The following is a 24976-nucleotide window of genomic DNA, read 5'->3' as shown; positions in this document are numbered from 1 at the left end:
GCCGAATTGACGAACGTAGCGGATAGCCTCCGGCCGCGTTCTTATCCGGCAAATCGATTGGAGAAAAAATGAATATCAAGAGCCTTCTTCTCGGCTCCGCTGCTGCGCTTGTGGCAGTTTCCGGTGCTCACGCGGCTGACGCTGTTGTCGCTGCCGAGCCGGAGCCCCTGGAATATGTCCGTATCTGCGACGCATACGGTGCTGGCTACTTCTTCATTCCGGGCAGCGAAACCTGCCTCAAGATCGGCGGCAAGGTTCGTACCGAAGGTCAGTGGTACGATGCCTACAACCCGAGCGCTCGTTTCGGCACGAAGTGGCACACCCGCGCTGAGCTGCAGCTGCAGACGGCAACCGACACCGAATACGGCCCGCTGAAGACCAACACCGAGCTGCGTTGGGACTGGAATGACGGCGGCGCTACCTCCACCAACCTGCTGCACGCCAGCATCAGCCTCGGCGGCTTCACCGTTGGTAAGGAAGACTCGCAGTTCAACGTCTTCACCGGTTACGCCGGCGACGTCATCAACGACGACGTGGTCTATGACGGCCCGTACGAACTGAACCAGATCACCTACAACTACGACGCCGGCAACGGCTTCTCGGCTGTGATCTCGCTCGAAGACACGAACTCCGGTTCGGGCGCAACTGGCTCGAATGGCGAAGACAGCTCGGATCACTACGCTCCTGACGTTGTCGCCGGTGCTGGCTTCAAGTCCGGCGCATGGGGCTTCAAGGTCGTCGGCGGTTACGACTCGATCGTTGAAGAAGGCGCCATCAAGGCTCGTGTCGACGCTGACTTCGGTGTCTTCTCGGCCTTCGTCATGGGCGGCTGGAATACCGATGGCTCCAAGCTCAACAAGTATGCCGGTGCAAACGGCGCTGGCGCTGCCTCCGGCATCGGCTGGGGCGACTGGGCACTCTGGGGCGGCGCAAGCGTTCCGATCAACGAAAAGCTGAAGTGGAACTTCCAGGTCGCCTACACCGACTCGAAGATCTTCTCGGCAACCACGAACCTCAAGTTCAAGCCGGTCAAGAACCTTCTGGTCGAGCCGGAAGTTACCTACACCAACTGGGACTCCATCAATCAGGACCAGTGGGCTGGTATCATCCGCTTCGAGCGTACGTTCTAATCTGATCTGAACTAGACCTCCGATCAGAGACGGAAGAAGACCTGGTTTCCCTCCGGGTCTTCTTCTATTTCATTGCAGCTGTATTTGGGCGGTCATTCCAGGCCGCATGGCAGGCAAGCGCCAATCGCGCGACCGGATGGGTCGCCGATCACCAATGGGCCGATCCGACGATGATTCCGCCGGGCCTACGGCGGCGCAGCCACCGAACGGCTTGCGCGGCACCCTCTGACATTCGAAGGTCGACTTTGGCGCCCCTGGCTTCGAATTCATCGACTTGTCGACGGTCGTCACACTCGCTTCACGCAAATGTTTCGAGAATCTTTCCCGAAGGAAAGCATCTGTCTGGTTGCCAAAAAACCATAATTGTTCCACCTAGATTATAGATTGAACATTTAACGTTGAGAATCGGGCCAAGACTTGATGCGTACGAAATATGGTTTCCTCTGCCTGTTCCTGGCATTTGCCTCATCGGCTTATGCTCTGGAAGCCGGTTCACCGCCAGTTTTGACACCGCTGCCGCAGCAGGCGCAAGCCGCTCATTTGACAGCGCAATTCCTGCAGCGCTTCCACTATAAGCCCGTTTCCCTGGACGACGTCCTGTCCGCCAGGATCATGAATCGCTTCATCAAGTCCCTCGATCCGGATCGTGTCATCTTTCTGCAGAGCGATATCGACAAGTTCATGGCGGGCAGCACCAAGATCGATGACGCCATCAATCAGGAAGACCTGAATATCCCGTTTTCCATTTTCAATGTGTACGAGCAGCGTGTCGTCGACCGCATGACCTATGCGCGCAGCCTGCTCAATCAGAAGTTCGATTTCACCACCAAGGAAGACTACTCGCTTGTGCGCGACAAGGAGCCCTGGCCGCAAACCGAAGCGGAAAGCAACGATCTCTGGCGCAAGCGCGTCAAGAACGACTGGCTGCGCCTGAAGCTTGCCGGCAAGGATGATGCCGCCATTCGCGATACGCTCGACAAGCGCTACGAAAACTCCCTCGAGCGCGCCTATAAGTACAAAAACGACGATGTCTTCCAGACATTCATGGACGCCTATACGACGTCCGTCGACCCGCATACCGATTATTTCGGCGCGACCGCCTCGGCCGAATTCGATATTTCGATGAAACTCTCGCTGGTCGGTATCGGCGCGGTCCTGCAGGAAAGGGACGACTATACCACGATCCGCGAACTGGTCGCTGGCGGCCCGGCACAACTGTCCGGCAAACTTGCGGTCGGCGATCGCATCATCGGCGTCGGCCAAGGCGAGAACGGCCCGATAAAGGAAGTCGTCGGCACGCGGCTCGATGAAATCGTGCAGATGATCCGCGGCGCCAAGGGCTCGGTCGTGCGCCTTGACATTTTGCCTGGTGATGCCGGGCCGGATGGCAAGCATCACATCATCAGTCTCGTGCGTGACAAGATCAGCCTCGACAAACAGGCTGCCAAGCAAACGATCCTGTCGGTGAAAGACGGCAATACGACGCGCAGGATCGGTGTGATCACGCTGCCGGCTTTCTATGAAGATTTCGAAGCGCGGCGCAAGGGCGACAAGGATTACCGCAGCGCCAGCCGCGACGTCGCCAAGCTTCTCGGTGAATTGAAGCAGGAGAAGGTCGATGGCGTCCTGATCGACCTGCGCAACAATGGCGGCGGCTCGCTGGCCGAAGCGATCGACCTGACGGGCCTGTTCGTCGGCAAGGGTCCGGTCGTCCAGCAGCGCGATGCAGGCGGCGAGGTAGAGGTCGAGAGCGATGATCTTGCCGCCCCAGCCTGGACCGGCCCGGTCGGCGTGCTGATCAATCGCGGCTCGGCATCGGCCTCCGAGATCTTTGCCGCAGCGATCCAGGATTACGGTCGCGGCGTCATCATCGGCGAGCCGAGCTTCGGCAAGGGTACGGTGCAGACAGTGGTCAATCTCGATCAGGTCGCCCATAATGCCAAGCCGAAATTCGGCGAGCTGAAACTGACGGTCGCTCAATTCTTCCGCGTCAACGGCGGTACGACACAGTTGCGCGGCGTGGCGCCGGATATCAGCCTGCCGGGACTTTCCGACCTCAAGACCTTTGGCGAGTCGAGCTACGACAACGCGCTGCCGTGGACGCAGGTAAAACCCGCGAACTACAAGCCCTGGGGTGACATCCAGGCGCTGCTGCCGCAATTGCAAAGTCGCCATGACGCGCGAGTGAAGGATGATCCGGAATACCAGCGCTTCGTGGAAGACGTCACCACGCTGAAGGACCAGCGCGACAAGAAGGTCATATCCCTCAACGAAGCCGAACGCCGCAACGAGCTGACTGCCCAGGCAAACCGTCTCAAGTCGCGCGGACAGGTGAATGATGGCATCGATACCGGCGAAGATGATGGCCTGCAGGCCAATGAGCGCAGCCTGAGCGCCGATATCGCCATCGAAAAAGCCCGCAAGAACGCAAAGGATATCCTGCAGAACGAGGCGGCCTCCATCGTTGCCGACGAGGCGGACCTGCAGGCCGGCATGTCGCGGGCCGCGGCAAAATAGTCACGAAGTTGCATCGTGTCGCTCACGGCCGGTGGGTCGACGTCGCTGCCGTGACGTCGACCGGCTCGCTGGCTGCGGGTGCACAGGGCCGCGGCTAGAGCGGAATACTGAAACGTGTGGACAGTTTTCGGGCGGCCCCTTGCTCTATTTCTTTGATTTCAGAGCGAATTCAGAATTTAGACCGAATAGACCTGAAATCATCCGGTCCCAGGCCCTCAGCTACATTTCAGCTAGCCGTTGTAAGTTAAATGCGTGCGAATACTTGCGCCCCCAACAAAGTGTCGCACGAGGCGCCGATAAGGCTCTCTGCTCTGCCTCACGACAATGAGGCAGAGCTTTCCTTGTCTGGATTACGCTTGGCGAGCTTTGGCTTCGCCATCGAAGGCGTTGGATACCCTTCGTCGGCCATCTCAATTCACCCTGGTAAAGGCGGCAGGACTGGTCTCATTTCACCCCCACAGCGCGCCACCGCATGTCTTTCCGGACGGCGGCGACTGCCTCTTCGCATAGAGCGTGAAATTGGCTAAGAGGCCATATGTTTGAGCTTGTTTCGATCGCCACCGCCAATCAGGACGTCAAGCGAAGCCGGTTCGTTGCGACGGCCGCTCCGATTGCCGATATCGAGGCTGCTAAGGCATTTGTCGCACAGCACTCGGTCATGGATGCCAATCACAATTGCTGGGCTTGGCGCATCGGACAGAACTATCGCTTCAGCGACGATGGCGAGCCGAGCGGCACGGCCGGCAAGCCGATCCTCCAGGCCATCGACGGCTTCGAATTGGACATGGTGGTGATCGTCGTGACACGCTGGTTCGGCGGCACGCTGTTGGGCGCAGGCGGATTGATCCGTGCTTATGGCGGCACTGCCGCAATATGCCTGCAAGGTGCGGAGAAAAGAGAAATACTCCCAACCGTTGCGGCAACGATCGATGTGCAGTTCTCACATCTTGCTCTCGTAAAAGCGAAACTTCTCGCCGAGACAGGCGTGCAGCTTCTGGAGGAACGCTTCACCGAATCCGGAGCCGTGCTCGGTGTGACCATAGCGGCCTCGATTGTCGAACGGGTCATTGACAATATCCAGGATCTCACAAGCGGTCGAGCTACTGTCAAGTTGGATTGATCGGAGCACTCAGAAATGCACAGAACGATGATACTCTCCTGTCCCAGTGATCGATGAGGACAGGCAATCAATCACCAGAGAATACAACGCCCCGAGATGACACCGGCACTGAAGCGGCCACGCGCAGCATGCCGTGAAATCCAACCCAAAGCGCAATCGACCCGAGCGCGAAGCTGCCGAGGATCATGAACATCGCGCCATAGCCGATCTCCTGCGCCAGCCAGCCGCCGATCGCCGGGCTCAGTGATGCGCCGACCCCTTGCATGGTCATGACGACGCCTTGGCCGACATTGATTCGGCCGGTTCCGTTCAGGATGCGGGCGACGAGCGTTGGCACGGCAACGCTCTGCAGACCCGCGCCGATACCATCGAGAACCTGAACGGGATAGACACCCCAGGATGTGATCAGATGCGCCGCGACGAAGCCGCGGATCGGCAAGGAGACGAACGAGATCAGCAGCACGAGCCATTGCCCTCGCCGTTCCGCCATATGCATGGCGATCAAGGAGGTGACGATCATCGTGCCCTGCGCCACCACCACGGTCAGGGCGACGAAACCCGCGGGATCGGCCTGACCGGCGGAGACGACAGCCAGCCCGAACAGCGGCAGCATCGCGCCGTTGCCAAGATGAAACAATGCAAGCGCACCGGCCAGGATGAGCAAGGGCTTCGATTCGGCAAGCACTTTGAAGCCGCTCGGTTTGCGGTGTTTGGCAGGCTCCGCCTCGCCCAGCGGATCGACGGCGGCAAGGGTCGCACCACGCGCTTCGTCATCGTTAATCGCATCGGGCGGGATCATCAGCACGGAAATGATGGTCAACACGCCGAAGACGGCTGATAGCCAGAATACGGCGGTAAGCCCGAACATCCAGCCGAGCCATCCCGACAGTCCAGCGCCGACCAGATTGCCGGCATGATTGAATGCCTGATTGTAACCATTCTGCCGATTGAAGCCCGCCTGCCGGACAATTCCAAGAGTGATGCCATTGAGAGCAGGCCCGATCACGGCGCCGGCAATAGCGGTCGCAACCTGCGACAGCGCCACGACCCAGAAGAGCTGCGACACCAATATGATCATCGAGGCAAGGACGGTGCAGATGCCAAGCACAATCACGCATGTGCGCTTGTGCGTCGTCTCATCGATGAAGGCTCCGGCGGGAGCCATCATCACCATGCCCGCAATCCCGCCGATCGTCATGACGGAGCCGATCGATCCGCTTTGCCAGCCATGGGCGACGAGGAAAACCCCGAGGAAGGGTCCGATACCCGCCTGCACATCGGCCATGAAGAAATTCAGAAGTCCAAGTGGGATGAGAGCTCGGGCTTGATGCCGGTCGAGGGGAGATGAGCGCGACAAGTGACAACCATATGGTTCCTGAAATCGTCAAATGAAAAGCACTGGACGGCAAAAGGTTCCCATATGTTTAGAGAGGCGTGGCCTATGCCTGCGCTCCCAGCTGCCCCGTCGTGAACGCGATTTCCTGGCCGAAGGACAATTCGAGCGTATTGCCATCGGGATCGGCAATATAGGTCCAGCAACCGACGGGAGGGCCGTCGTCCCGGGGCTTGGATCTCAATATGCCCCGGCGCTCGGCTTCGTTGGCTTGCCGCAGCACCTCCTCGTGCGTGGAGCAGGCGATGCCGAGATGTCCAAAGGGTCCCAACGGCGTATCTTGGAAGCTGTGCGATGCGACGAGAACGAGCGCAAACGGGCGCAAGCCGTCCGCCATCCATGCGACCGCGTCCAGCGGCGCCTTTGCGTCCCGGCGATGGATCACCTGAAGACCGGCAAATTCCTCGTAGAAGGCAATGCTCCTGTCGAGATCGCGCACGAGCAGTGCGACATGGGATAATCCCAGATCCGTGTTTGTTGATTGGCTCATGGTCAATTCTCCTTTCCTTTTCAGTCTGAAGCATTGATACTGAGAATGGAAATCGAGATATGATATAAAAATCATGCACGAAATGAATAATGTCGCCGCCTCGGACTTGAACCTTCTGCTCGTCCTGGAGGCGTTGCTTGAGGAGCGTCACGTCTCGCGCGCGGCTCTGCGGCTCAATCGCTCGCAACCGGCCGTCAGCCACGCACTGGCAAGGCTGAGGGATATCTTCAACGATCCACTACTTGTGAGAGGCGGCGATGGGATGCAGCCGACGGCACGAGCGCTGCAGCTCGCCGAGCCGCTGTCGGAAGCGCTTGCGCTCGTGCGCTCCCTGGTGGAACAGCCACTATTCGATATCAGGCGGACCGAGCGCCTTTTCCGCCTGTCGCTATCGGACTATGGCGCCGCCATTCTCCTGCCGGCCCTTGTCTCGCGGCTGAGGCAATGCGCCCCCCTCGTCGATCTCACCGTCGTCTCCTATGGCAGGGAGAAAGCTCTTGCCGCCTTGACGGATGGCGAGCTCGACCTTGCCGTCGGCGTCTATCCGACATTGAAACAGCCGAGTCATCGCGATCTCAACAGCACGCTACTGTTCAAGGAGAGCTTCGCCTGCCTGGTGGATGCGAAGTCCGCACCTGCGCCCCTGGACCTCACCGGCTATCTGTCGCGGCCTCATGTTCAGGTTTCCGTCGCGCTGCAGGACAGCAGCGAGATCGATGCAGCACTCTTGCGACTGGGTCACAAGCGCCGGATCGCCGTTCAGATTCCACATTGGTCGACCGCACCGGATCTCGTACGCGGCACCGATCTCATATTGACCGCGGCACGACGCAGCATAGAACATTTGTCGGACCAGGGTCTTCTATGTCTTGACGTGCCCTTCGCCCTGCCGAGCTTTCCCTTCGTCCAGACCTGGCATCGTCGCCGCGATCGGGATGCGGCGCATCGTTGGCTCCGCGGGCAGATCGAGGACTTGGTGCGGCAGGCGACATGAAACGCAGGCGCTAGACCTCTGGATCAAGTCGAAAGGCAAGTTCATTCGGATCGGCCCCTTTCGGTGTAAAGCCGGCAATGTACACGCTTGTCCGACCCGGATCACCGACGGATAAGCTCCACAATATTGTCGAAGGTCCACGCAGCTAAAAAAGAGAAGGATTCGGAGGGAAAGCCGAATCCTTCTCGTCTTGATCGGAGGTCAACCGATCGGGGTGGGCAGCCGCATCGGATTGGAACGATGGGCTGCTGCTACCGACACAATGTGTCGGATGCCGGTCGGACGCGGACGTTTGAAAACGTCCTCTCGTCCGTGCTTGGCTCCTATATACATACATTCGGTATGTTTGACAACCAATTCGATGCGGATTAAGGCAGCATCTGGAAAAAAATTGTTGTTGGTACTTGGCACGGCATTCATATTCCCGCAGCCATAGGCAGTTATTTGACTAGGCGGATTCGCCCAGCGTAATACGGAAGCGCTGAACGCGACGAACGACGAGGATGCTTTGACGACCTGGCTACCCAAGGAATGATATCTGGTAAATCAGATCTGCCCTCGAGATGCCGCCCCCTTGAAATCTTACTGAAAACGATTGTGCCGTCGCGACATCTATGACATGGCGCGTGCGACGATAGTGGCAATCGCACGGAGAACCGGATGAACTTTCTGGGAAAAGACAGTTTTGCGGGTGCGCATCAGCAGGCTGCGTCAATCGACAGCAGGTCATCCTCCGAATATTGGTGGGTGCCTGGGAGCCTGGCCATCTATTTCATCGTGCAGGCATTAGTCCGCATCGCTATCTCCAACTCGCTGCGGATCGACGAAGCACAGCAGTTTCTCGTGGGCCAATGGCTCGCCTGGGGATATGACGCCCAACCGCCGCTCTACAACTGGATTCAGTACGGCATCTTCGAAATTTTCGGCACGACTGTCGCATCGCTCGTCATAGTGAAGAATCTTCTGCTCTTCCTCGTCTACTTCGCTTATTACAAGCTTCTTGGACTGCTCGTGACCGACAAAAAGCTGGCGGCGGTCGGAACGCTGTCGCTCTTGACGATGCCGCAGATGTTCTGGCAGGCGCAGAGAGACCTGACGCATACCGTCGGCACTCTGCTTGCGGTGCTGATGCTAATCTACTTCGTCATTGCGACCATTCGCCGCCCTACGGTCATTTCCTATGCGCTGATCGGCCTCTGGGCCGGGCTTGGAATGCTCACGAAATACAACTTCGCTCTGGTCATTGTCAGCGTCCTCGTCGCGACCTTCTTTCATCCCGAAGGACGAAAAAGACTTTTGGACTGGCGCCTTCTGCTGACGCTCGTGATCGCCGGTCTCGTGTTCCTGCCGCATGCCGTATGGATGGTGTCCAACATGGACCGCGTCCTGACAACGACCGTAAACACCATGTCGGAACAAGGCGCCGGCGGAAAGCTTTCCGACATCGGTTTCGGACTTCTCGAACTGGTCAAAACGAGCATCGCGATCGTCGCGCCTACGAGCGTGATCTTTCTGCTGTTCTTCCGTCAATCGTTCCTGCGTTCGCTGCGTGCCAGAAGCGAGTGGAGCGATTTCGTCGGAAGGATACTATTAAGCACGGTCGCGATTCTGCTGGTGTTGATACTGGTGATAACGCTCACGGAGTTTCGCGACCGCTGGCTGCTCCCTTTCCTGTTTCTGCTGCCCGCCTACTTCTGTCTGAAACTCGATGCTGCGGGCGAGCAACTTGGCACTGAGATAAAGAAATTCCTTTATCTACCCATCGTCATGATGGTGGCACTGCCATTGATATTGGCGGGAGGCATCCTCTTCGCTCGGTTTTTCCATTCTTATGAGCATCTGAACACGCCCTATGCGACCTTCGTGGACAAAATCGTTGCCGCAGAAGGAAAACAACCCTCGGCAGTCGTGACGACGACCTGGCACAAGGCGGGCAATCTCCGTGTGAACATGCCACACACAGCCGTGATATCAACGGAATATCCTGCTTCGGACCTTAGTCGCCAGGTTATAGGAGATGGGCCGGTCCTGTTGGTCTGGAACGAGCGAGACGGGCATCAGTCAAGCATGCCGAACGCCTTGAAGCTATGGCTCACGTCGAAATTCGGAACAACGGCGCAATTGCCATCGCAGCAGGATATTGCCCTACCCTATTATTACGGGAAGGACCCGGATCGCTATCATTTTGGCTATGCGTGGTATTATCCGAAGCCGAACTGACCTGCGACACTGCAGCCGCGCGACTTCATCGATGAAGAGATGATTGAGGCGCGGCAAGTTTCCGCTGCACATTCGTCCGGGCAGCTTCAATCGTAAGCAGTTTCCGCCGAGCATCACCCGGCGATGAAACGCCGTACATGTCTCGAATATCCAGTTTGGAAGCGAGTTGCTCGCGAATTGCCGGTTACCGCTCCAGCGCACCCTTTCCAGCAAGAATATGATTGCGGAATTTCGCAATCCGCGCGCTTCGTGTTTCGGACTTCTTCACCGAATTCAGATTGAGCACATAGCTCTTCTTTCGCCCCGGCGTCAGATCATGGAAAGCCTCCGCCAGCTCGGGATCGGAATCCAGCGCCTCGATCAACTCGTCTGGCAATTCGACTTCGCTTTGCTCCTTCGGCGGCTTGATGCCAGCTTCCGCATAACCCATCGCCTCCTTCAGATAAGATCGGATGACAGGCTCCATCTTCGCGACGGCGTCATTGCTCACAAAGCGGATCATATCGGGATGCTGGGTGTTCTGCCCTTGCTTTTCGAGCACGCCCTCAGGGTCCTTCATCAGCGCCGCGTTGAAGAAACTGGCGCGAAAATCGCCGCGAAAGGCACCAATGATCACGATGTTGCGGCCCTCATGCATGTAGCATGGATGCGCCCACTTGACCGTCTCGACGAGCCCCGCCTCCAGACAGATTCGGCGAAGTTTGTTCAGACCGTCAATCCACAGCCTCGTCGAACAGTCCGGCGTCGCAAAGCGTTCGCATCGTCCGCATCCCTTGGTAAAGAAGTCCTCGATATCGGTGATCATTTCCTCATCCACTTCGTAGTCCGGCTATTTGACGCATCCATGCCATCAGCCCGAGCAGGATAAAAACCTGACGAAAGCAAGCGGCCGGACCATACTCGCATGATTGTACCCCGGGGCTTGCCAGCGATAGCTCTCAACTCACTTCCGCCAGCACCTGTTCCAGTCTTTCAAGGAATTGCCGCCATCCCGCGTTGGCCCCTCCATAGGCCTGCTTCTGGTCCGGTCGGAAGCCAACCTGCTCCATGCGCAGATGGGTTCCCTTATCCGTCTGCATCAGCGTGAAGGTCACGACGCTCTTCAGATCGAAAGCCGGATCATCATGTGCAAAATTCCATCGATAGGACAACCTGCTGTTCGGCTCGACGATGAGCACCTCGCAATCCAGGACACCGCCCCAGTCGCTGTGAAAGCTAAACCGGTGGCCCAGGACGGGAACGAAGTCGTTCCTCATCAGCCACTCTGCCATCAGATGCGGCTGTGTGAGTGCGCGCCAGACCTTTGCCGGCGGATGCGCAATTTCGCGCTCGACGACGACAGCGCGCACTTCGCCCGACGCCGCCTTCATTGATCCATCCGATCGAGCAAGCCTTCGAGATCGTCGAACTTGTCTTCCCAGAAACCGGCCATTTCGCTCGTCCAGTCAAGCAATGGGGCAAGAGCGTTTCGTTGTGCGCGATAATGCGTCTGGCGTCCTTCGTGCCGGTCACACACCAGCCCCGCCTGTTTCAGAACGGCTAGATGCTTTGAAACGCCCGGCTGGGAGACCCCGGCGTAAGCCGTGAGCGCAGCGACGGTCTGATCGCCGCCACGGCACAATCGCTCGAATATCGCCCGCCGCGTCGGATCGGCGAGCGCTCGGAAAATAGGATCATGGGTATTTGCCATGGCAATTCATAACTCTGCGGCTATTGATTTGATCAATAGCTGACAGGCTATGAATGAGTCAAGCGTGGATCAGCCACGCTGTTCTCAGGCACTCGCGCCCAGCATCCGGAGGAAATCCACATCGTCGCCGATAAGAGCATCGACCAGCCGGTCCCTGACACAGTCCCGGATCATCGGCAGCGGGTCCCTGCCGCCCTGCCAGAAGATGGCAAGCTTTTCCGGCAGCGGCAGGCTCAGGCGCACGGCAATGCCGGCTTCCTGCAGCGCCTCGGCGTCGGCGCGGTGAAAGCGGTTCAATTCCAGCGAGACACCATCAATGCCGCCGGCGCGCATCGAGGCGACAATGTCCACAGGGCGATGGTGAAGGATCGCTTCCGTCTGTAGGCGCGGCTCTATCTCTTTCACGCGCATCAGGTCGATATGGTCGAAGGAGGATATGGCAACATGGTCGAAAGCGTCGAGCTCTCGCAACGTGCCGATCATGATATCGATGAGGCGATCGGGACGTTCGGGCTCCTTCATTTCGATCGCAAGGCGGGTATCCGTTTGCTTGGCCCACAGGAGCGTATCGGCAAGCGTCGGCACGCGGGTCCCGGCAAAGCACGGGTCGAATTTCGCCCCGGCATCAAGCGAAAGAATGTGCTGGAGATCATGATCTGCAACGAAGCCGAAGCCGCTGGTCGTCCGACCAAGCGTTCTGTCGTGGATCACGACGATCTGGTCGTCACGCGTCAGCATGAGGTCGATTTCGCACTCGTTGGCGCCTGCGTTCACACCCTCCTGGAAGGCGAGAATAGTGTTTTCCGGGAAGCGCCGGCTGAAGCCGCGGTGAGCGGCAATGCGGAGCGAACCATGACGAGCAGCGTGAAGGGGCAAAGGCAATGCAAGTCTCCTTGGAAGTCAGGTCTTTACGGGGGCAATCTAGCGAAGCGTCGGATCGAGAACGTCGCGCAGATAATCGCCGATCAGGCTGATCGACAGCGACAGGATGAAGATGACGATGCCCGGCAGGATCGCGATCCACCATTCGGTCATCACATAGTCGCGGCCCGCACCGACCATACTGCCGAGGCTGACAAGCGGCGGCTGGATGCCGAGGCCGAGGAAGCTCAGCGCCGATTCCTGCAAAAGGATTTCCGGCAGGACGATCGTCAGGTTGACGAGGACGACGGAAAGGATGTTGGGCAGGACGTGCAAAAAGGCGATGCGTCCTGTTCCGGCGCCATTGCGCCTCAACGCCGCGACATAGCCGCGCTCGAGCTCCAGCCCGGCCATGGTCCGAACCAGCCGCGCGTAACGCTCCCAGCCGTAGAGGCCGAGCAACGCCATGAAAAGCCAGAGATTATCGCCGAAGAAGGCGAGAACGGCGAGCGCGATGATCAGGAACGGCATCGATGCCTGAAAATCCACGGCGACGCGGATCAGCATGTCGGCAAATCCGCGGCCAAAAGCGGCAAGCAGCCCAAGCACCGTGCCAAGCGCCAGGCTGATCGCCGAAGCGCCGAGCGCGATCAGCAGGCTGGTGCGCAAGCCGTAGAAGATCCGGCTCAGAATATCGCGACCGAGCTCGTCGGTGCCGAGAATATGCTTGAACGAGCCGCCGAACAGGATCGGCGGCGCCTTGCGGGCATGAAGATCGATCTGTGCAAAGCCATGGGGTGCCAACACATTGGCAAAGATCGCGACCAGAATGAAGGTCACGAGGATGAAGGCACAAACCGCCGTCATCAGATCGAACCGAAGGCTGGGCCGGAAGGTTTTCTCTGATCTGACCTTTTGGGAAACGTCGGCGCCGGTCGCTGCATTCGCCATGGCTGATACCTTTCGAGGCGGCCAATCAGGCCGATGCGCGATGCCGCAGACGCGGATCGGCGAGAATGTAGAGACAATCGATCATGAGATTGGCCGTCACCATCGTCGCGGTGATGAGCAATACGATCGTCTGCACGATGTTCAGATCGCGCTGCGCGACGGAGGAGACGAGAAAGCGGCCGACACCCGGCCAGGCATAGACGCTCTCGACCACGGCCGCGCCGCCAATCATACCGCCGACGAGAAAGCCGAGCATCGTCAGAAGCGGCAGGGCTGCATTGGGCATGATATGCCGCCAAAGAAGGGCGCTTTCACCGATGCGCTTGGCGCGCGCCGCCAATATGAAACGCTGTCCCAGCACCTCCAGCACGCTTGAGCGGACGAAGCGGGCGATGATGCCGGCGTTGTAGAGACCGATGACCAGAACGGGCATGACGAGATGTGCCATCGTCGATCCCCCACCGCTAGGCAATATCCGCAGGGAGACGGCGAAAAGCTGGATGAGCAGGATAGCGATCAGGAAATTCGGAAGCGAATGCATCAGCACCGCAAGCGCCATCACGAAACGGTCGATCAAGCCGCCGCGATTGCGCGCGGCCAGAATGCCGAAGGGCACGCCGGCGCCGAACGCCAATATCAGGGCGGCACCCATCAATTCCAGCGTCGCCGGGACCTTCGACATGACCAGTGTCAGCGCGTCCTGCCCATTCAGCAGCGACGTGCCGAAATCGCCGCGCAGAAGATGGCCGAGATAGGCAAAATACTGGATGTAGAGCGGCTGATCGAGACCCCATTGCTGCCGCATCAGCGCCACCACTTCCGGCGGCGTCTCGATGGGCAACAGAGAATGCAACGGGTCGCCGCTGACGCGCAGAATGACGAAGGTGAAGGTCATCGCCAGGAACAGCGTCACGAGTGCTCTTAGAAACGCCCGCAGGATGGATTGAAGCATTGCCTGTTCCTTCAGAGCGTTTCGAGCATGGCCGCGGCCTGTCGCACCCTGCCGCGCCGCCCGCGGGGAACGGCGGAGAGGAGCTTTGCGGTATAGGGGTGGACCGGGTTTGCGAAGACCTCTTCCGTCGGACCGGTTTCCACGATCGAGCCCGCCTCCATGATCGCCACGCGATGCGAGACATGCCGGACCACCCGCACGTCATGGCTGATGAAAAGCAGCGACAGGCCGCGGGCTCGCTGCAATTCGAGCAGGAGATTGAGCACCTGCGCCTGCACCGAGACATCGAGCGCCGAGACCGGCTCGTCGCAAAGCAGAATTTGCGGCTCGACCACCAGGGCACGGGCGATGGCGACGCGCTGGCGCTGGCCACCGGAGAGCTGATGCGGAAATTTCTGCAAGGCGGAGACCGGCAGGCTGACGGCTTTGAACGTCTCCGCCGCGCGATCGAGCCTGCTGGCCGGATAGCCGATGCCGTGAATTGCCAGCGTCTCCACCATCTGATGACCGACGCTCCGGCGCGGATCGAGCGCGCCCATCGTATCCTGCGAAATGACCTGGAGATGTTTTGCCAGACCACGCCGGTTCGGCTTCATCAGGCTTTTGAAGGACTGGCCGAACAGCGTGATTTCGCCTGACGTCGGCTCGCGGTCGCCGCAGAGCAGCGAGGCAAGCGTTGACTTACCGCAACCGGACTCGCCGACAAGACCCAGGGTCTCGCCGGGCTTCAACTCCAGGCTCACATCCTTGATGGCGTGAAATCCCTTCACCCGTCCCGGCCAAAGGGAAAAGCCCGGCGCATAGGAAAATTGCAGATCGCGGGCGGCAAGTGCCGCGCCAGCGATACGCGCATCGGGTGGCATTTGCTTCTCAGGCATCATGGGAGCTCCATGGATTGAAGCAGGCAAGCGCTGCCGCACCGGCAATCAACGGCGGAACCATCGTCGCGCAATTCGGTTCCGCGCGCGGACAGCGAGGTGCGAAGGCGCAGGCCTGCGGCAGGTCATCATGCAATTTCAGCTCACCGGGAATGTCCGCGAGCCTCTCCAGCGGCCTGCCCCGTCCAGGCATCGCCTCCAGCAGCAGCCGCGTATAGGGATGGCGCGGATTGTCGTAGAGATCATCCGTGCGATTGATCTCGACCAGCGACCCCGCATACATCACCGCGATACGGTCGCAGACCTCCGAGACGAGATCGAGATCGTGGCTGATGAAGATCATGGGGATGCCACGCTCACGCACCGCCTTGACCAGGAGAGCGACGACCTGCGCCTGTACCGTGACGTCGAGCGCCGTTGTCGGCTCATCAGCGATGATCAATCGCGGCTGCATGGCGAGGGCCGTCGCGATCATCACGCGCTGGCACATGCCACCGGAAAATTGCGCGGGATAGGCATTGTAGCGCGTCTCGGGTTGCGGAATGGCGACTTCCGCCAGAAGCCGGAGCGCTTCGTCCCTTGCCTCCTTTGCCGACATGCCGGCGCTGATGGCCGCCTCGGCGATCTGGGAGCCGATGGTGCGCACCGGATCGAGGCAGGAGACGGGCTCCTGAAAGATCAACCCGATCGGCGGCAGCTTCACCCGCGACCGCCGACCAAGCTCGGCCGCATCATACATGGCGTCCTGGAAGGAAATATAGCCCGTCGCGCTGGCGGTCGATCCCAGAAGACCTGCAAGCGCAAGGCAGGTGAGGCTCTTTCCCGATCCGCTCTCTCCGACGATGCCGAGAATCTCGCCCTCGGCAAGGTCGAAAGATACGTTGTTGACCGGATGAAACCGCCCGGCGCCCGTTCTGAACGAGACGCTCAGATTGTCGACCGAAAGGACAGGTGTCGCCACTACCAACAGCTCAGCTCTTCTGTTCTTCGAAGGAAAGGCTGCCGGCGCCGAGATCCATCTGGAAGGCCGGCAGGGGCTGCCACTTGATGCCCTTGCGAATGCCGAAGAAGACGGCATTCTGATGCAGGACGGTCACGCCCGGATCTTCCCATTCGATCAGATGCAGCATGTCACGGAATATCTTGGCACGGTCGGCGGGATCGACCGCCGTTTCCATTTTCGCACCGAGCGCATCGAAATCGGCATTCTGCCAGATCTTGAACGAGGTGAGCGAGCCGGCCGCGCTGAACTGCGTGAAGAAGGAGATATAGGGGTCGGGGATCTGCCCGGTGCTCGACCAGTTGCCGATGGCGCGGGTCGGCGAGTTGTCAAACAGCTTGCCCGATTCGACGAACTTCATCTTGGCGTTGACGCCGACAGCCTGCCACATGGCGACAACGGCCTGCGTGACCGGGTTTTCCGCCGTGTAGTAATTGTTCTGCGAGCGGACTTCGATCTCCTCGCCATTGTAGCCGGCATCCTTCAGGAGTTGCATCGCCTGGTCCGGATCATATTTGTAGGCCGGATAGTCCTTGAGGTAGACAGGCCCATAGAGCTCGAACTGCAGGCCGTTCGGCACCCTCGTGCGGCCATTCCAGATCGTGTCGACGATCGCCTGACGGTCGATGGCGAGAATGAGTGCCTGACGGACGCGCGGGTCCTTCAGCGCCGGATTGTTCTTGTCGAAGAACAGGATGCGGTTGTTCGGAACCGGGCCGCCGACGATCTCGTGATCGGTGCTGGCGGTGACGACCGAAAGCTGATCCGGCGGCAGGTCCGTGGCAATGTCGTAGTCGCCGGCCAACAGCCCGGCAATGCGCGAAGAAACCTCCGGCACGATGCGCAAGGTCACGCGCTTGGCGGCCGGTTTGCCGCGATAGGCCTGATCGTGGGCGACCAGCACGACGCTTTCATTGGCCGTATAGCTTTCGACCTTATAGGGACCGGCGCCGACCGGCTTCTGCCGCCAGGTCGTCCAGTTGCCGCCGTTCTTCTGCCAGGCATCCTTGCTGATGACGACAGCGGCATAGGATGCAAGACGCTGCAGGAAGATCGGGTCCTGGAACTTGGTGACGAAGCGGACCGTCAGGGGATCGACCACTTCGACATGGTCGAGGCTGGTAAAGTTGGTGCGATAGGTCGGATAGCCCGGCGCATCCTTGTTCAGGAGCCGCTCAGGGCCGAAGGAGAAGGCGACGTCCTCGGCGGTCATCTCGCGGCCATCATGGAAGATCACGCCGGGGCGCAGCTTCATTTCGAGCACGGTCGGCGAAATCCAGGTCCACGAGGTAGCGAGATTAGGTTTCACCGAGAAATCGCCGCGCATGTCCAGCGCAAGCACGGTCTCGTGGATGGAATAGTTGTTGCGGAAGGCAACGTTGCTGGCGGCATCCACAGGTTCCTGAGACACCGGATTCATCTGAACGGCGATGCGCAGTTCCGGCCTCTTGTCGGCGTTGTCATCAGCTGAGGCAGACAGCGCCGGGACGAAAGCGGAGAGGCCGGCCGCAGCTCCCAGCAGAAGGGTCGTGCGGCGGGTAACCGGGCTGTTGAAGCCGCTGAGCAGATATTCAGACATCGGCACACTTTCCTATCAAAGCTTATGCACAAACGTTTGCGCAAATGAAAAACGGCCACTTGCATTCAGAACTGTCGTTTCTTTTATGCAAGGGAGAATGGCCGCAAGCTAGGCGAGCTCGATGACGCACGTATGACAAGTTCAGGGGTAACGAACCGCATCGGACGCATTGCAACGCGGGCGTCTACCGGGAGGTTGGAAAGTTCAACCAGGAGGTCGAGCGATGCTTCGCACAGCGCATCCGTCGGCTGTGCGACCGTCGTCAGAGGCGGAGCCCAATAGGCGGTGTCAGGCACGTTGTCATAGCCGACGACGGAAATATCGGCAGGTATCCGCAGGCCGAGATCGCGCAAGAATGCAACGACCTCGATCGCAAGCCCATCGCTGCCACAGATCAGTGCCGTCGGGCGTTGCGGCGATACCAGGAGATCCCCAAAGAGCTTGCGGTCGCGCTCGCCCTTCTCAAAGGAAATGACATCACCGACGACCAAGCCCGCACTGCCGGCAACAGCATCCTGGAAAATCGACAGCCGATCGCGAAGCGCGCTGCGACTGACGCGGTAGACGAAAGAAATGCGGCGGTGGCCGAGCTCTACCAGGTGGTCGAACAGCAGTCGTATGCCCTGGCGGTCGTCGGTGAGAACCGCGGGAAGCGGCCCCGTCAGCCCGGCGCCGAGCGTCACATGCGCCTTGCCGATGAGATCGAGATGGTCGCAAAGCGCCTGCTGGCCCGGCAGGTCGCTGACCATGATGACGCCATCGAAGAAATCCTGTTGAAACAGGCGCAACTGGCCAGCGATCTCGCCGGCCTCTGCCTTGGCCTGCGCGACCAGCAGTTCCACGCCACGACGTTGCGCCACAATTTGGAGGCGGCTTGTCAGATGCGGCTGATAGTGGCCCGACAGGCTATTGACGATCGCCCCGAAGACGCCGGTCCTATGTGTCCTCAGCGATGTCGCCAGACGGTTGACGACATAGCCGACGCTGCTCGCCGTTGCCCTGACGCGCTCCTGCGTCTCCGGACTGATGCGGCTGTCAGCCTGGCCGTTCAGGACGCGGGATACCGTGGTCGCGGACACGCCAGCCAGCCTGGCGACGTCGAGAATGCCGATTCTCTTTGGTGCTTTCATACTGGCTGCGAAACTCCTCCCTTCGCGCCGACCCGGCGCCGAGGGTTCCGAACTCTTGCCTCACTTCATTCAAGACGCAAGCTTACATTGCGGTTTCAGTGAGATTTTCAGAGGCGGGCGTGAACATGAAGCCGAAGCAGGATGAGAAGCAGCTGTCTGCCATTTGGCGAGCTGCGGGTGTCAAAAATGGACGCAGACAACGGGAACCGAAATGCCACAGATCAACCAACAATGGAAACGCAGCTCAGGCGCTTGCCGAGCTTTTCTTTCGAGATTGAAGCCGCGGTTCCCTATGCGATGGCAGTTTGTTTTGTTCATGCGCATAGTGAAACCACGAAATTTGACCTTCCCAAAATTGTAGCAACGATCGACAACGATACGTCCGGGCTTGCTGAAGCTCATTGAAATCCAAATTTTTGAGGGCTCTTCCTTGGCACCACGCAAGATCATGATCATTCGCCATGCCGAACGTCCGATGGACGACGGCAAGGACCAGGGGGTCCGGCTCGACGGGACGCCGAACGAGAACTTTCTGACCGTGAGGGGATGGCAGCGGGCAGGCGCCTTGGTTCGCCTGTTCTGCCCGCTTGGCAAGAGCGGCACCCAAGGCGCTATCGAACGGCCGACCTTGCTCTATGCGGCGCATCCCGACGACAAGCATCGCAGCCACCGCACCCGATCGACCCTTCAGCCACTGGCTGACCTGACGGGGCTCACCGTCAATATCGATCACGCACGCGGCGAAGAACCGGAACTGGCAAAGGCCGTCCTCAATCAAACGGGTGTGGTGCTCATTGCCTGGGAGCACAAGGCAATTCATGAGATCGTCACGGCGTTGACGCAAAGTGCTATAAACGCGCCCGTTTGGCCCGATGATCGATTCGACATGATCTTCGTGCTGACGCCGGATCCGGCCTGGCATCTCCTCCAAGTGCCGCAACAGGTTCTGGCGGGCGATCAGGCAAGCATTTTCCAGCCCTAAAAATGAAGGCCCCACTCATGACACGTGAACGCCGGAAACCCAAAAATGCCAAGCGCACCTACGGAGTCCTCGTCGGCAGGGTTACCGATGGCGCAATGAAGCCGTCGGGTTCCTCGCCGCATTATGAGATCTGGGTCAAAGCAGGCGACGATGATTTCCGGATTGCCGTCAACGTCCAATCGGTTGATGGCAGCGAAGTGTTGGTTCACTACGACCCGGAGTTCAAGGACAATAGCGGCCACGATATTGCCGGGCTTGCCCAGGGCCCGGCAGGCTTCAAGGCCTTGCAGACAGGACCGGACGGCGAGGGCCTGGACTATATTCGCGACACGCTTTTCCCGATCGAGGATATGACCGCCATTCCGGTCGAAGGTGCGCAGCTGTCGCTGGCCAACATGCTGGACGGACAAATCGAACGGGCAAAGGCGGATACCGGCGCTGTCATCGTTGCCTTCGGCGAATATTTTCAGGACCAGGGAAGCGACGAAACCTTTCATTTCAGCCCGGAACGCGGCGTCCACGATATCCACTTCATGCAAGGCAACTCCGGCAGTTTCGCCGACGACAATCGCGTCCATGGCGATGGCGGCCTGTTCATCCGATTTGCCGGCGGCGAGACCATAGCCTTGTTCGTGCGCTTCAGCGTTCAGTCGCTCAAGACCGACGATCAGACCGGCGCCCCACTCGCCTGACGGGCCTTTCGGTCAACGTCTCGCGGCGATCGGAGAACAGCGCAAATTCCATGGTCGACAGCAAATGCAGAAACTGAAGCAACCATCCAGGGAGAGGTACAATGAACATAAGTCTGATCGTGCATCCCGGTGTCGATAGTGCTCTTATTGCCTGGCGCAGCGACTTTATCGACCAGTGCCGTGGTTTTGCCTTGCGACGGAAGATCAAGCGCGCGGCTGGAAGCCCGCAAAGCCCGAATACGGTCTCCGATGTCGACGCCGACGGCTTTCATGAGGAGATCGTTGCCAGTTGGGTCGGCTTCGCCGATGGGCCGGCCGTCGAAGAAGGCACGCGCAAGCCGACGACGGAATGGCCGATCCAGAAATATCTCTGGTCCGATTTCGCCGTCAATCCCGGCGATGTCGTCGCCTACAGGGTCTCCGCCATGACCGGGCCTGAGACGGCGCTGCAGGAATCGGCCGATCACGTATCGGACTGGAGCGATGCCCTGCAGATCGGGGCAGAAACCAGCGGCCATGTCAGCTGCTATTTCAATCGAGGCATCGTTGCCAGCCAATGGCTGGCACGCGTGCTGCCCGAAGAGGCTCCAACCACCAAACTCAAGAAGGCGATCGCCAACCCGGAAGATCCGATCCGCCGCTTTCTCGCGGGGCCGATCCGCGACAAGCTGGTATCGCTCTTGAACGATGCGCGATCGAATAGCGGCCATATCTATGCCGCCCTGTTCGAGCTGGACGATCCCGAATTGATACCTCTGCTGCAGGGCTTCAAGAAGCGTGCCCATATCGTGCTTGGCAATGGCAGCGTGAAGAAAAAGGGCGAGGACGAAAACGAGGATGCCCGATCCGCGCTGTCTTCCTGCGATGTCAAGGATCGCATGAGCGCGCCGCGGGCACTGGCGCACAATAAATTCCTGGTCATCTGCGATGCAGACAAGGCGCCTCAAGCCGTGTGGACCGGCAGCACGAACTGGACGATGACCGGCCTTTGCACCCAGGCCAACAATGCGCTCCTGATCGACAACCCGGCCGTGGCGGAATTCTACCTTGACCAGTGGAAGACGCTTGCCTCCGATGGCAATGATTCCCCGCCTGCTCTCTACCAGAGCAATGCCGAACCCAGGACGACATCGAAAGCCAAAAATACGACGGTCTGGTTCACGCCGATGCGTGAGGGGCTCGATCTCGAACAGGCAGGCGAGCTGATCCGCGGCGCCCAACAGGGCATCCTGTTCGCCATGTTCAATCCAGGGCCTCGCGGTACGCTTCTCAACGACATCATCGAGCTTGCCTCTCCGTCGAGCCCGTCGTTCAAGCCCGATCTCTACATCCAGGGCGTGGTCAACCAGAACCCCGGCACGGCAAAGAACCCTGTCGTGCTGTTCAACAGAGGCGAACGGATCGATGCCAACGCCGATGTCGTCCTGCCCGCAGCAATCCCCGGCCGTTTTGCCTATTGGCAGAAGGAAGTCCTGAAGCTGCCGACTGCCCACGCCATGGTCCACAGCAAAGTGGTCATCATCGATCCGTATGGTCCCAATCCCGTCGTGATGACCGGCTCCCACAATATGGGTCCGAAGGCGAGCGGCGTGAACGACGAAAACCTGGTGATCATCACCGGCAACGGCGATCTTGCCAGCCAATATGCCGGCAAGATCATGGAAATCTATGCCCAGTATCGCTGGCGGCAATCCGTTCAGAAACAGGGCGGCGCGCCCAAGTGGACCGGTCTTGCCGATGATGACAACTGGCAGATCAAATCGCCCGACCAACCCTATGACAAACGCCGCATACGCGAGCTCGACTTCTGGTTCGGCAAAAATGACAATGCCTGACACCTGACGCGCATCAACCCCGGATCGCAGCGAACCCACTGCGATCCTCCCTGCGGGCATGGTTCGACTTGCTCAGGCATTTGTAATGCCGACGCAATCTTCGACTTCTAGTGGCTTGGCAACAATCTGGATTCCCAAATGTTGCTTCGCTGCATCCTTCCCACGCTTCTCTGTGTCGGCGCTTTGGCGCTTACGGAGTGGGCTTTCGTCATCGTCAAAACCCATAGGGACCGGTCGGACGAAATGGTCGCGCAATATCACGGGCCGCTTGCAGGCGTGCTTCGTCGCATACCCGAACGGCAGCTTATTGCAGGACATGAGATTGCCGGCAATGCCGCGCCGCTCCGCTTCGGTAGCGAGTTCCGCCAGGCTTCCCTACACGATGGCAGCTCGCCCGCAACGCCTGGCTATTTCGAAAGATCGAGAATCCTTCTATACCTTCTGCGTTCGCGCCACTGGCGAAAAGTAGCTCCTAGCGAACCTTCGCAAGTCGACTGCCGGACATGAATAATCCCGCCGCATTTGCTTAGATAACGCCAATAGACGAGCGACAGTTACTCTTTGCGCAAACACGCCGCTGGCTCTCGCTCGCTGCCCGAGTTTCCAGCCGTCCATTCGGGTAGGTTAAATAAACCTCTGGTAGATGCTATGACTTACTCTACCGGCTTGGATGCCACCCCCGAGCCGGCGATTGCAGCGTCCGACGAGACTGCATGCCCTCGCAGTGTCGTCGGACACCCTCTCTGAGAAGAGCGTCCATTTCGACCGGTTCATGCCGCCCGTCCCGCTTTGCGGCCGGAGAAAATGCATCCTCCCAGGAACGTGCCCTCCAGCGCATTGTAGCCGTGATATCCACCGCCACCAAAGCCTGCCGCCTCGCCGCAGGCATATAATCCCGGTATGAGCACGCCGCTCTGCCCAAGCGCCTGGCTATTCAGATCGGTTTCAAGCCCGCCCAGAGATTTGCGAGTGAGAATATTGAGGCGCACGGCAATCAATGGGCCGGCCTTTACATCCAATATGCGATGCGGTGGGGCCGTGCGCATGAAGCGATCACCGAGATATCCGCGCGCCTGTCTCAACGCGACGATCTGGGCATCCTTGGCAAAGGGATTATCCAACTCGCGATCGCGGGCTTCGATCTGGGTGCGCAGATGGCCAAAATCGAGCGGGTGGTCGCCGATACGGTTCATGCCGGCGACCAGCTCTTCCAACGTTTCGGCAACGATGAAATCCTTGCCCTTCGCCTTGAAGGCTTCCACCGGCGGGGGAGCCGACCGGCCAAGACGGCTGCGCAGAAGGAGCCCGATATCGCGTCCCGTAAGATCCGGATTCTGCTCGGAGCCCGAAAGAGCAAACTCCTTCTTGACGATCTTCTGCGTGGTCACGAACCAGCTGTAACCATGGCCGAGCTTGCAGATGTGCTGCAGCGTCGCAAGGCTGTCGAAGCCCGGCAGGCAAGGTGCCGGCATGCGATTGCCATTGGCGTCGAACCAGAGCGAAGACGGACCTGGCAAAATGCGAATACCATGGTTCGGCCAGATCGGGTCCCAGTTGGCAATGCCTTCGGTATAGTGCCACATCCTGTCGCCATTAATCGGCCGCGCGCCGGCTGCCTCGGCATGACCGATCATCAAGCCGTCCACATGATGGGGCACGCCGCTCAGCATCCGCTCCGGGGGCGTGCCAAGACGGTCGACGGGCCAGGCGCGGCGAACCAGTTCTGGATTGCCGCCGATGCCGCCGCTCGCCACGATAACGGCACCCTCGATGCGGAAGTCCCCCACGACATCACGGCTCGACTGCCGACCACGGGGGATACCATCCTCAGCCAGGATCTCACCTTCCACGCCGGTTATGCCATTGTGATCACCGATCAGCCGCGTCACCCGCCGACGGAACAACAGCTCGACCTTGCCTTGCTTCTCTGCCGCCAGAATCCGCTTTAGGAATGGATCGAGAACGCCGGGACCCGTGCCCCAGGTGAGATGGAAGCGCGGCACCGAATTGCCATGCCCGTCGGCAAGGCCTCCGCCACGCTCAGCCCAGCCGACGACGGGAAACCAGCGCATGCCGAGCCCGTGCAGCCAGCTGCGCATCTCGCCGGCGGCAAAATTGAGATAGGCATCCGCCCAGGCACGTGGCCAGAAGTCCTCAAGCCTGTCGAAGGCGGCAGCGCCCAGCCAATCCTGACGGGCGAGATCGAGACTGTCGCGAATTCGCATCCGCCGCTGTTCGGGCGTATCGATCATGAACAGCCCACCAAGAGACCAGAAGGCCTGACCACCAAGACTTGCCCGCGGCTCCTGATCGACAACGATCACCCGTTTCCCGCGCTCTATCAGCTCGCAGGCGGCAACAAGACCGGACAAGCCTGCTCCGACGATGACGACATCTGCACGACTGCTCATTTGTTCTCCCCCGGCGAATAGCGTACTCACCTGGAAGTTTAGTGAAGCTTACGTAAAAGTAAAACGGATCTGATGAGCGTCAGGGGTCTATCGTTCGACGACTTCATGCTTCTCTTCAATACCGCTTTCCGTTGCAGCGCATTCGGGCTGC

General features: G+C 59.4%; 22 protein-coding genes. 9 read left to right on the top strand and 13 right to left on the bottom strand.

The annotated features are described in order from the left end of the window. The first annotated feature begins 68 nt into the window (after nt 1-68). The 3 genes from ABOK31_RS32110 (at nt 69) to ABOK31_RS32100 (ending at nt 4767) form a co-directional block, all read left to right on the top strand. On the top strand, nt 69-1130 hold the full coding sequence (locus ABOK31_RS32110) for a porin (RefSeq protein WP_349961728.1): 1062 nt from the start codon (nt 69-71) through the stop codon (nt 1128-1130). 420 nt (nt 1131-1550) lie between these two features. Next, a complete protein-coding gene (locus tag ABOK31_RS32105) occupies nt 1551-3647 on the top strand; it encodes a carboxy terminal-processing peptidase (protein ID WP_349961726.1) in 2097 nt (698 codons plus the stop codon). A 535-nt stretch (nt 3648-4182) separates the two neighbouring features. Continuing rightward, nucleotides 4183-4767, top strand: a complete 585-nt coding sequence (locus ABOK31_RS32100) for a YigZ family protein (RefSeq protein WP_174173669.1) — start codon at nt 4183-4185, stop codon at nt 4765-4767. Nucleotides 4768-4834: 67 nt separating this feature from the next. Here ABOK31_RS32100 and ABOK31_RS32095 read toward each other — a convergent pair whose 3' ends face one another. Then, entirely contained in the window at nt 4835-6052 is a 1218-nt protein-coding gene (locus ABOK31_RS32095) for an MFS transporter (protein WP_349961724.1), read from the bottom strand. Between the two features lie 154 nt (nt 6053-6206). After that, nucleotides 6207-6650, bottom strand: a complete 444-nt coding sequence (locus ABOK31_RS32090; protein ID WP_349961723.1) for a VOC family protein — start codon at nt 6648-6650, stop codon at nt 6207-6209. A 73-nt stretch (nt 6651-6723) separates the two neighbouring features. On the opposite strand from ABOK31_RS32090, the gene ABOK31_RS32085 reads away from it, so the two are divergent. Together ABOK31_RS32085 and ABOK31_RS32080 are read left to right on the top strand one after the other, a co-directional pair. Then, nucleotides 6724-7644 (top strand): LysR family transcriptional regulator, encoded by a 921-nt coding sequence (locus tag ABOK31_RS32085; RefSeq protein WP_349961721.1) that lies wholly within the window; start codon nt 6724-6726, stop codon nt 7642-7644. Between the two features lie 660 nt (nt 7645-8304). Beyond that, complete coding sequence (locus ABOK31_RS32080) at nt 8305-9864, top strand: glycosyltransferase family 39 protein (protein ID WP_349961719.1); 1560 nt, start codon at nt 8305-8307, stop codon at nt 9862-9864. A gap of 184 nt (nt 9865-10048) precedes the next feature. On the opposite strand, the gene ABOK31_RS32075 is transcribed toward ABOK31_RS32080, so the two are convergent. From ABOK31_RS32075 to ABOK31_RS32030, 10 genes are all read right to left on the bottom strand, one after another. Continuing rightward, on the bottom strand, nt 10049-10669 hold the full coding sequence (locus tag ABOK31_RS32075) for a YdeI/OmpD-associated family protein (protein ID WP_174173674.1): 621 nt from the start codon (nt 10667-10669) through the stop codon (nt 10049-10051). A 133-nt stretch (nt 10670-10802) separates the two neighbouring features. Then, nucleotides 10803-11234 carry an SRPBCC domain-containing protein gene (locus ABOK31_RS32070; protein ID WP_349961717.1) on the bottom strand — a complete coding sequence of 144 codons (432 nt, stop codon included), beginning with the start codon at nt 11232-11234 and terminating at the stop codon, nt 10803-10805. After that, nucleotides 11231-11554 (bottom strand): metalloregulator ArsR/SmtB family transcription factor, encoded by a 324-nt coding sequence (locus tag ABOK31_RS32065; protein ID WP_174173676.1) that lies wholly within the window; start codon nt 11552-11554, stop codon nt 11231-11233. Before ABOK31_RS32065 ends, ABOK31_RS32070 begins: the two co-directional genes overlap by 4 nt. Nucleotides 11555-11638: 84 nt before the next feature. Beyond that, entirely contained in the window at nt 11639-12436 is a 798-nt protein-coding gene (locus ABOK31_RS32060; RefSeq protein ID WP_349961715.1) for a glycerophosphodiester phosphodiesterase family protein, read from the bottom strand. A 39-nt stretch (nt 12437-12475) separates the two neighbouring features. Then, entirely contained in the window at nt 12476-13366 is an 891-nt protein-coding gene (locus ABOK31_RS32055; RefSeq protein ID WP_349961713.1) for an ABC transporter permease, read from the bottom strand. Nucleotides 13367-13391: 25 nt separating this feature from the next. After that, the gene (locus tag ABOK31_RS32050; RefSeq protein ID WP_349961712.1) at nt 13392-14318 is read right to left on the bottom strand and encodes an ABC transporter permease; all 927 of its coding nucleotides are present in this window, start codon (nt 14316-14318) and stop codon (nt 13392-13394) included. A gap of 11 nt (nt 14319-14329) precedes the next feature. After that, nucleotides 14330-15196: an ATP-binding cassette domain-containing protein gene (locus tag ABOK31_RS32045; RefSeq protein WP_349962842.1), complete on the bottom strand. Its 867-nt coding sequence runs from the start codon at nt 15194-15196 to the stop codon at nt 14330-14332. Next, nucleotides 15189-16157: an oligopeptide/dipeptide ABC transporter ATP-binding protein gene (locus ABOK31_RS32040; protein WP_174173782.1), complete on the bottom strand. Its 969-nt coding sequence runs from the start codon at nt 16155-16157 to the stop codon at nt 15189-15191. Before ABOK31_RS32040 ends, ABOK31_RS32045 begins: the two co-directional genes overlap by 8 nt. Before the next feature lie 10 nt (nt 16158-16167). Then, nucleotides 16168-17775: an ABC transporter substrate-binding protein gene (locus tag ABOK31_RS32035; protein ID WP_349961709.1), complete on the bottom strand. Its 1608-nt coding sequence runs from the start codon at nt 17773-17775 to the stop codon at nt 16168-16170. Between the two features lie 83 nt (nt 17776-17858). Then, on the bottom strand, nt 17859-18905 hold the full coding sequence (locus tag ABOK31_RS32030; protein WP_349961708.1) for a LacI family DNA-binding transcriptional regulator: 1047 nt from the start codon (nt 18903-18905) through the stop codon (nt 17859-17861). A gap of 186 nt (nt 18906-19091) precedes the next feature. Between ABOK31_RS32030 and ABOK31_RS32025 the strand changes: the two genes are divergently transcribed. The 4 genes from ABOK31_RS32025 (at nt 19092) to ABOK31_RS32010 (ending at nt 22414) form a co-directional block, all read left to right on the top strand. Next, nucleotides 19092-19310 carry a hypothetical protein gene (locus ABOK31_RS32025; RefSeq protein WP_349961706.1) on the top strand — a complete coding sequence of 73 codons (219 nt, stop codon included), beginning with the start codon at nt 19092-19094 and terminating at the stop codon, nt 19308-19310. 25 nt (nt 19311-19335) lie between these two features. Further along, the gene (locus ABOK31_RS32020) at nt 19336-19887 is read left to right on the top strand and encodes a histidine phosphatase family protein (protein WP_349961704.1); all 552 of its coding nucleotides are present in this window, start codon (nt 19336-19338) and stop codon (nt 19885-19887) included. A gap of 17 nt (nt 19888-19904) precedes the next feature. Next, nucleotides 19905-20579, top strand: a complete 675-nt coding sequence (locus ABOK31_RS32015; RefSeq protein WP_349961703.1) for a DUF2278 family protein — start codon at nt 19905-19907, stop codon at nt 20577-20579. 101 nt (nt 20580-20680) lie between these two features. Then, nucleotides 20681-22414, top strand: a complete 1734-nt coding sequence (locus ABOK31_RS32010) for a phospholipase D-like domain-containing protein (protein ID WP_349961700.1) — start codon at nt 20681-20683, stop codon at nt 22412-22414. Nucleotides 22415-23184: 770 nt separating this feature from the next. Here ABOK31_RS32010 and ABOK31_RS32005 read toward each other — a convergent pair. Beyond that, nucleotides 23185-24825: an FAD-binding dehydrogenase gene (locus ABOK31_RS32005; protein ID WP_349961697.1), complete on the bottom strand. Its 1641-nt coding sequence runs from the start codon at nt 24823-24825 to the stop codon at nt 23185-23187. Nucleotides 24826-24976: the final 151 nt, after the last annotated feature.

The sequence above is a fragment of the Rhizobium sp. ZPR4 genome (assembly GCF_040215725.1).
GTDB classification, from domain to species: domain Bacteria; phylum Pseudomonadota; class Alphaproteobacteria; order Rhizobiales; family Rhizobiaceae; genus Rhizobium; species Rhizobium rhizogenes_D.
Note: the sequence above shows the minus strand (reverse complement) of the source record. Positions and strands in the feature narration are given on the sequence as shown.

What these genes read in the sequence shown, in the direction of transcription:
- ABOK31_RS32035 (WP_349961709.1), bottom strand. Translation starts at nt 17,775, where the DNA reads ATGTCTGAATATCTGCTCAGCGGCTTCAACAGCCCGGTTACCCGCCGC.
- ABOK31_RS32015 (WP_349961703.1), top strand. Translation starts at nt 19,905, where the DNA reads ATGACACGTGAACGCCGGAAACCCAAAAATGCCAAGCGCACCTACGGA.
- ABOK31_RS32025 (WP_349961706.1), top strand. Translation starts at nt 19,092, where the DNA reads ATGGACGCAGACAACGGGAACCGAAATGCCACAGATCAACCAACAATG.
- ABOK31_RS32095 (WP_349961724.1), bottom strand. Translation starts at nt 6,052, where the DNA reads ATGGCCGATGTGCAGGCGGGTATCGGACCCTTCCTCGGGGTTTTCCTC.
- ABOK31_RS32110 (WP_349961728.1), top strand. Translation starts at nt 69, where the DNA reads ATGAATATCAAGAGCCTTCTTCTCGGCTCCGCTGCTGCGCTTGTGGCA.
- ABOK31_RS32080 (WP_349961719.1), top strand. Translation starts at nt 8,305, where the DNA reads ATGAACTTTCTGGGAAAAGACAGTTTTGCGGGTGCGCATCAGCAGGCT.
- ABOK31_RS32070 (WP_349961717.1), bottom strand. Translation starts at nt 11,234, where the DNA reads ATGAAGGCGGCGTCGGGCGAAGTGCGCGCTGTCGTCGTCGAGCGCGAA.
- ABOK31_RS32075 (WP_174173674.1), bottom strand. Translation starts at nt 10,669, where the DNA reads ATGATCACCGATATCGAGGACTTCTTTACCAAGGGATGCGGACGATGC.
- ABOK31_RS32055 (WP_349961713.1), bottom strand. Translation starts at nt 13,366, where the DNA reads ATGGCGAATGCAGCGACCGGCGCCGACGTTTCCCAAAAGGTCAGATCA.
- ABOK31_RS32100 (WP_174173669.1), top strand. Translation starts at nt 4,183, where the DNA reads ATGTTTGAGCTTGTTTCGATCGCCACCGCCAATCAGGACGTCAAGCGA.
- ABOK31_RS32050 (WP_349961712.1), bottom strand. Translation starts at nt 14,318, where the DNA reads ATGCTTCAATCCATCCTGCGGGCGTTTCTAAGAGCACTCGTGACGCTG.
- ABOK31_RS32005 (WP_349961697.1), bottom strand. Translation starts at nt 24,825, where the DNA reads ATGAGCAGTCGTGCAGATGTCGTCATCGTCGGAGCAGGCTTGTCCGGT.
- ABOK31_RS32010 (WP_349961700.1), top strand. Translation starts at nt 20,681, where the DNA reads ATGAACATAAGTCTGATCGTGCATCCCGGTGTCGATAGTGCTCTTATT.
- ABOK31_RS32030 (WP_349961708.1), bottom strand. Translation starts at nt 18,905, where the DNA reads ATGAAAGCACCAAAGAGAATCGGCATTCTCGACGTCGCCAGGCTGGCT.
- ABOK31_RS32105 (WP_349961726.1), top strand. Translation starts at nt 1,551, where the DNA reads ATGCGTACGAAATATGGTTTCCTCTGCCTGTTCCTGGCATTTGCCTCA.
- ABOK31_RS32090 (WP_349961723.1), bottom strand. Translation starts at nt 6,650, where the DNA reads ATGAGCCAATCAACAAACACGGATCTGGGATTATCCCATGTCGCACTG.
- ABOK31_RS32045 (WP_349962842.1), bottom strand. Translation starts at nt 15,196, where the DNA reads ATGCCTGAGAAGCAAATGCCACCCGATGCGCGTATCGCTGGCGCGGCA.
- ABOK31_RS32085 (WP_349961721.1), top strand. Translation starts at nt 6,724, where the DNA reads ATGCACGAAATGAATAATGTCGCCGCCTCGGACTTGAACCTTCTGCTC.
- ABOK31_RS32065 (WP_174173676.1), bottom strand. Translation starts at nt 11,554, where the DNA reads ATGGCAAATACCCATGATCCTATTTTCCGAGCGCTCGCCGATCCGACG.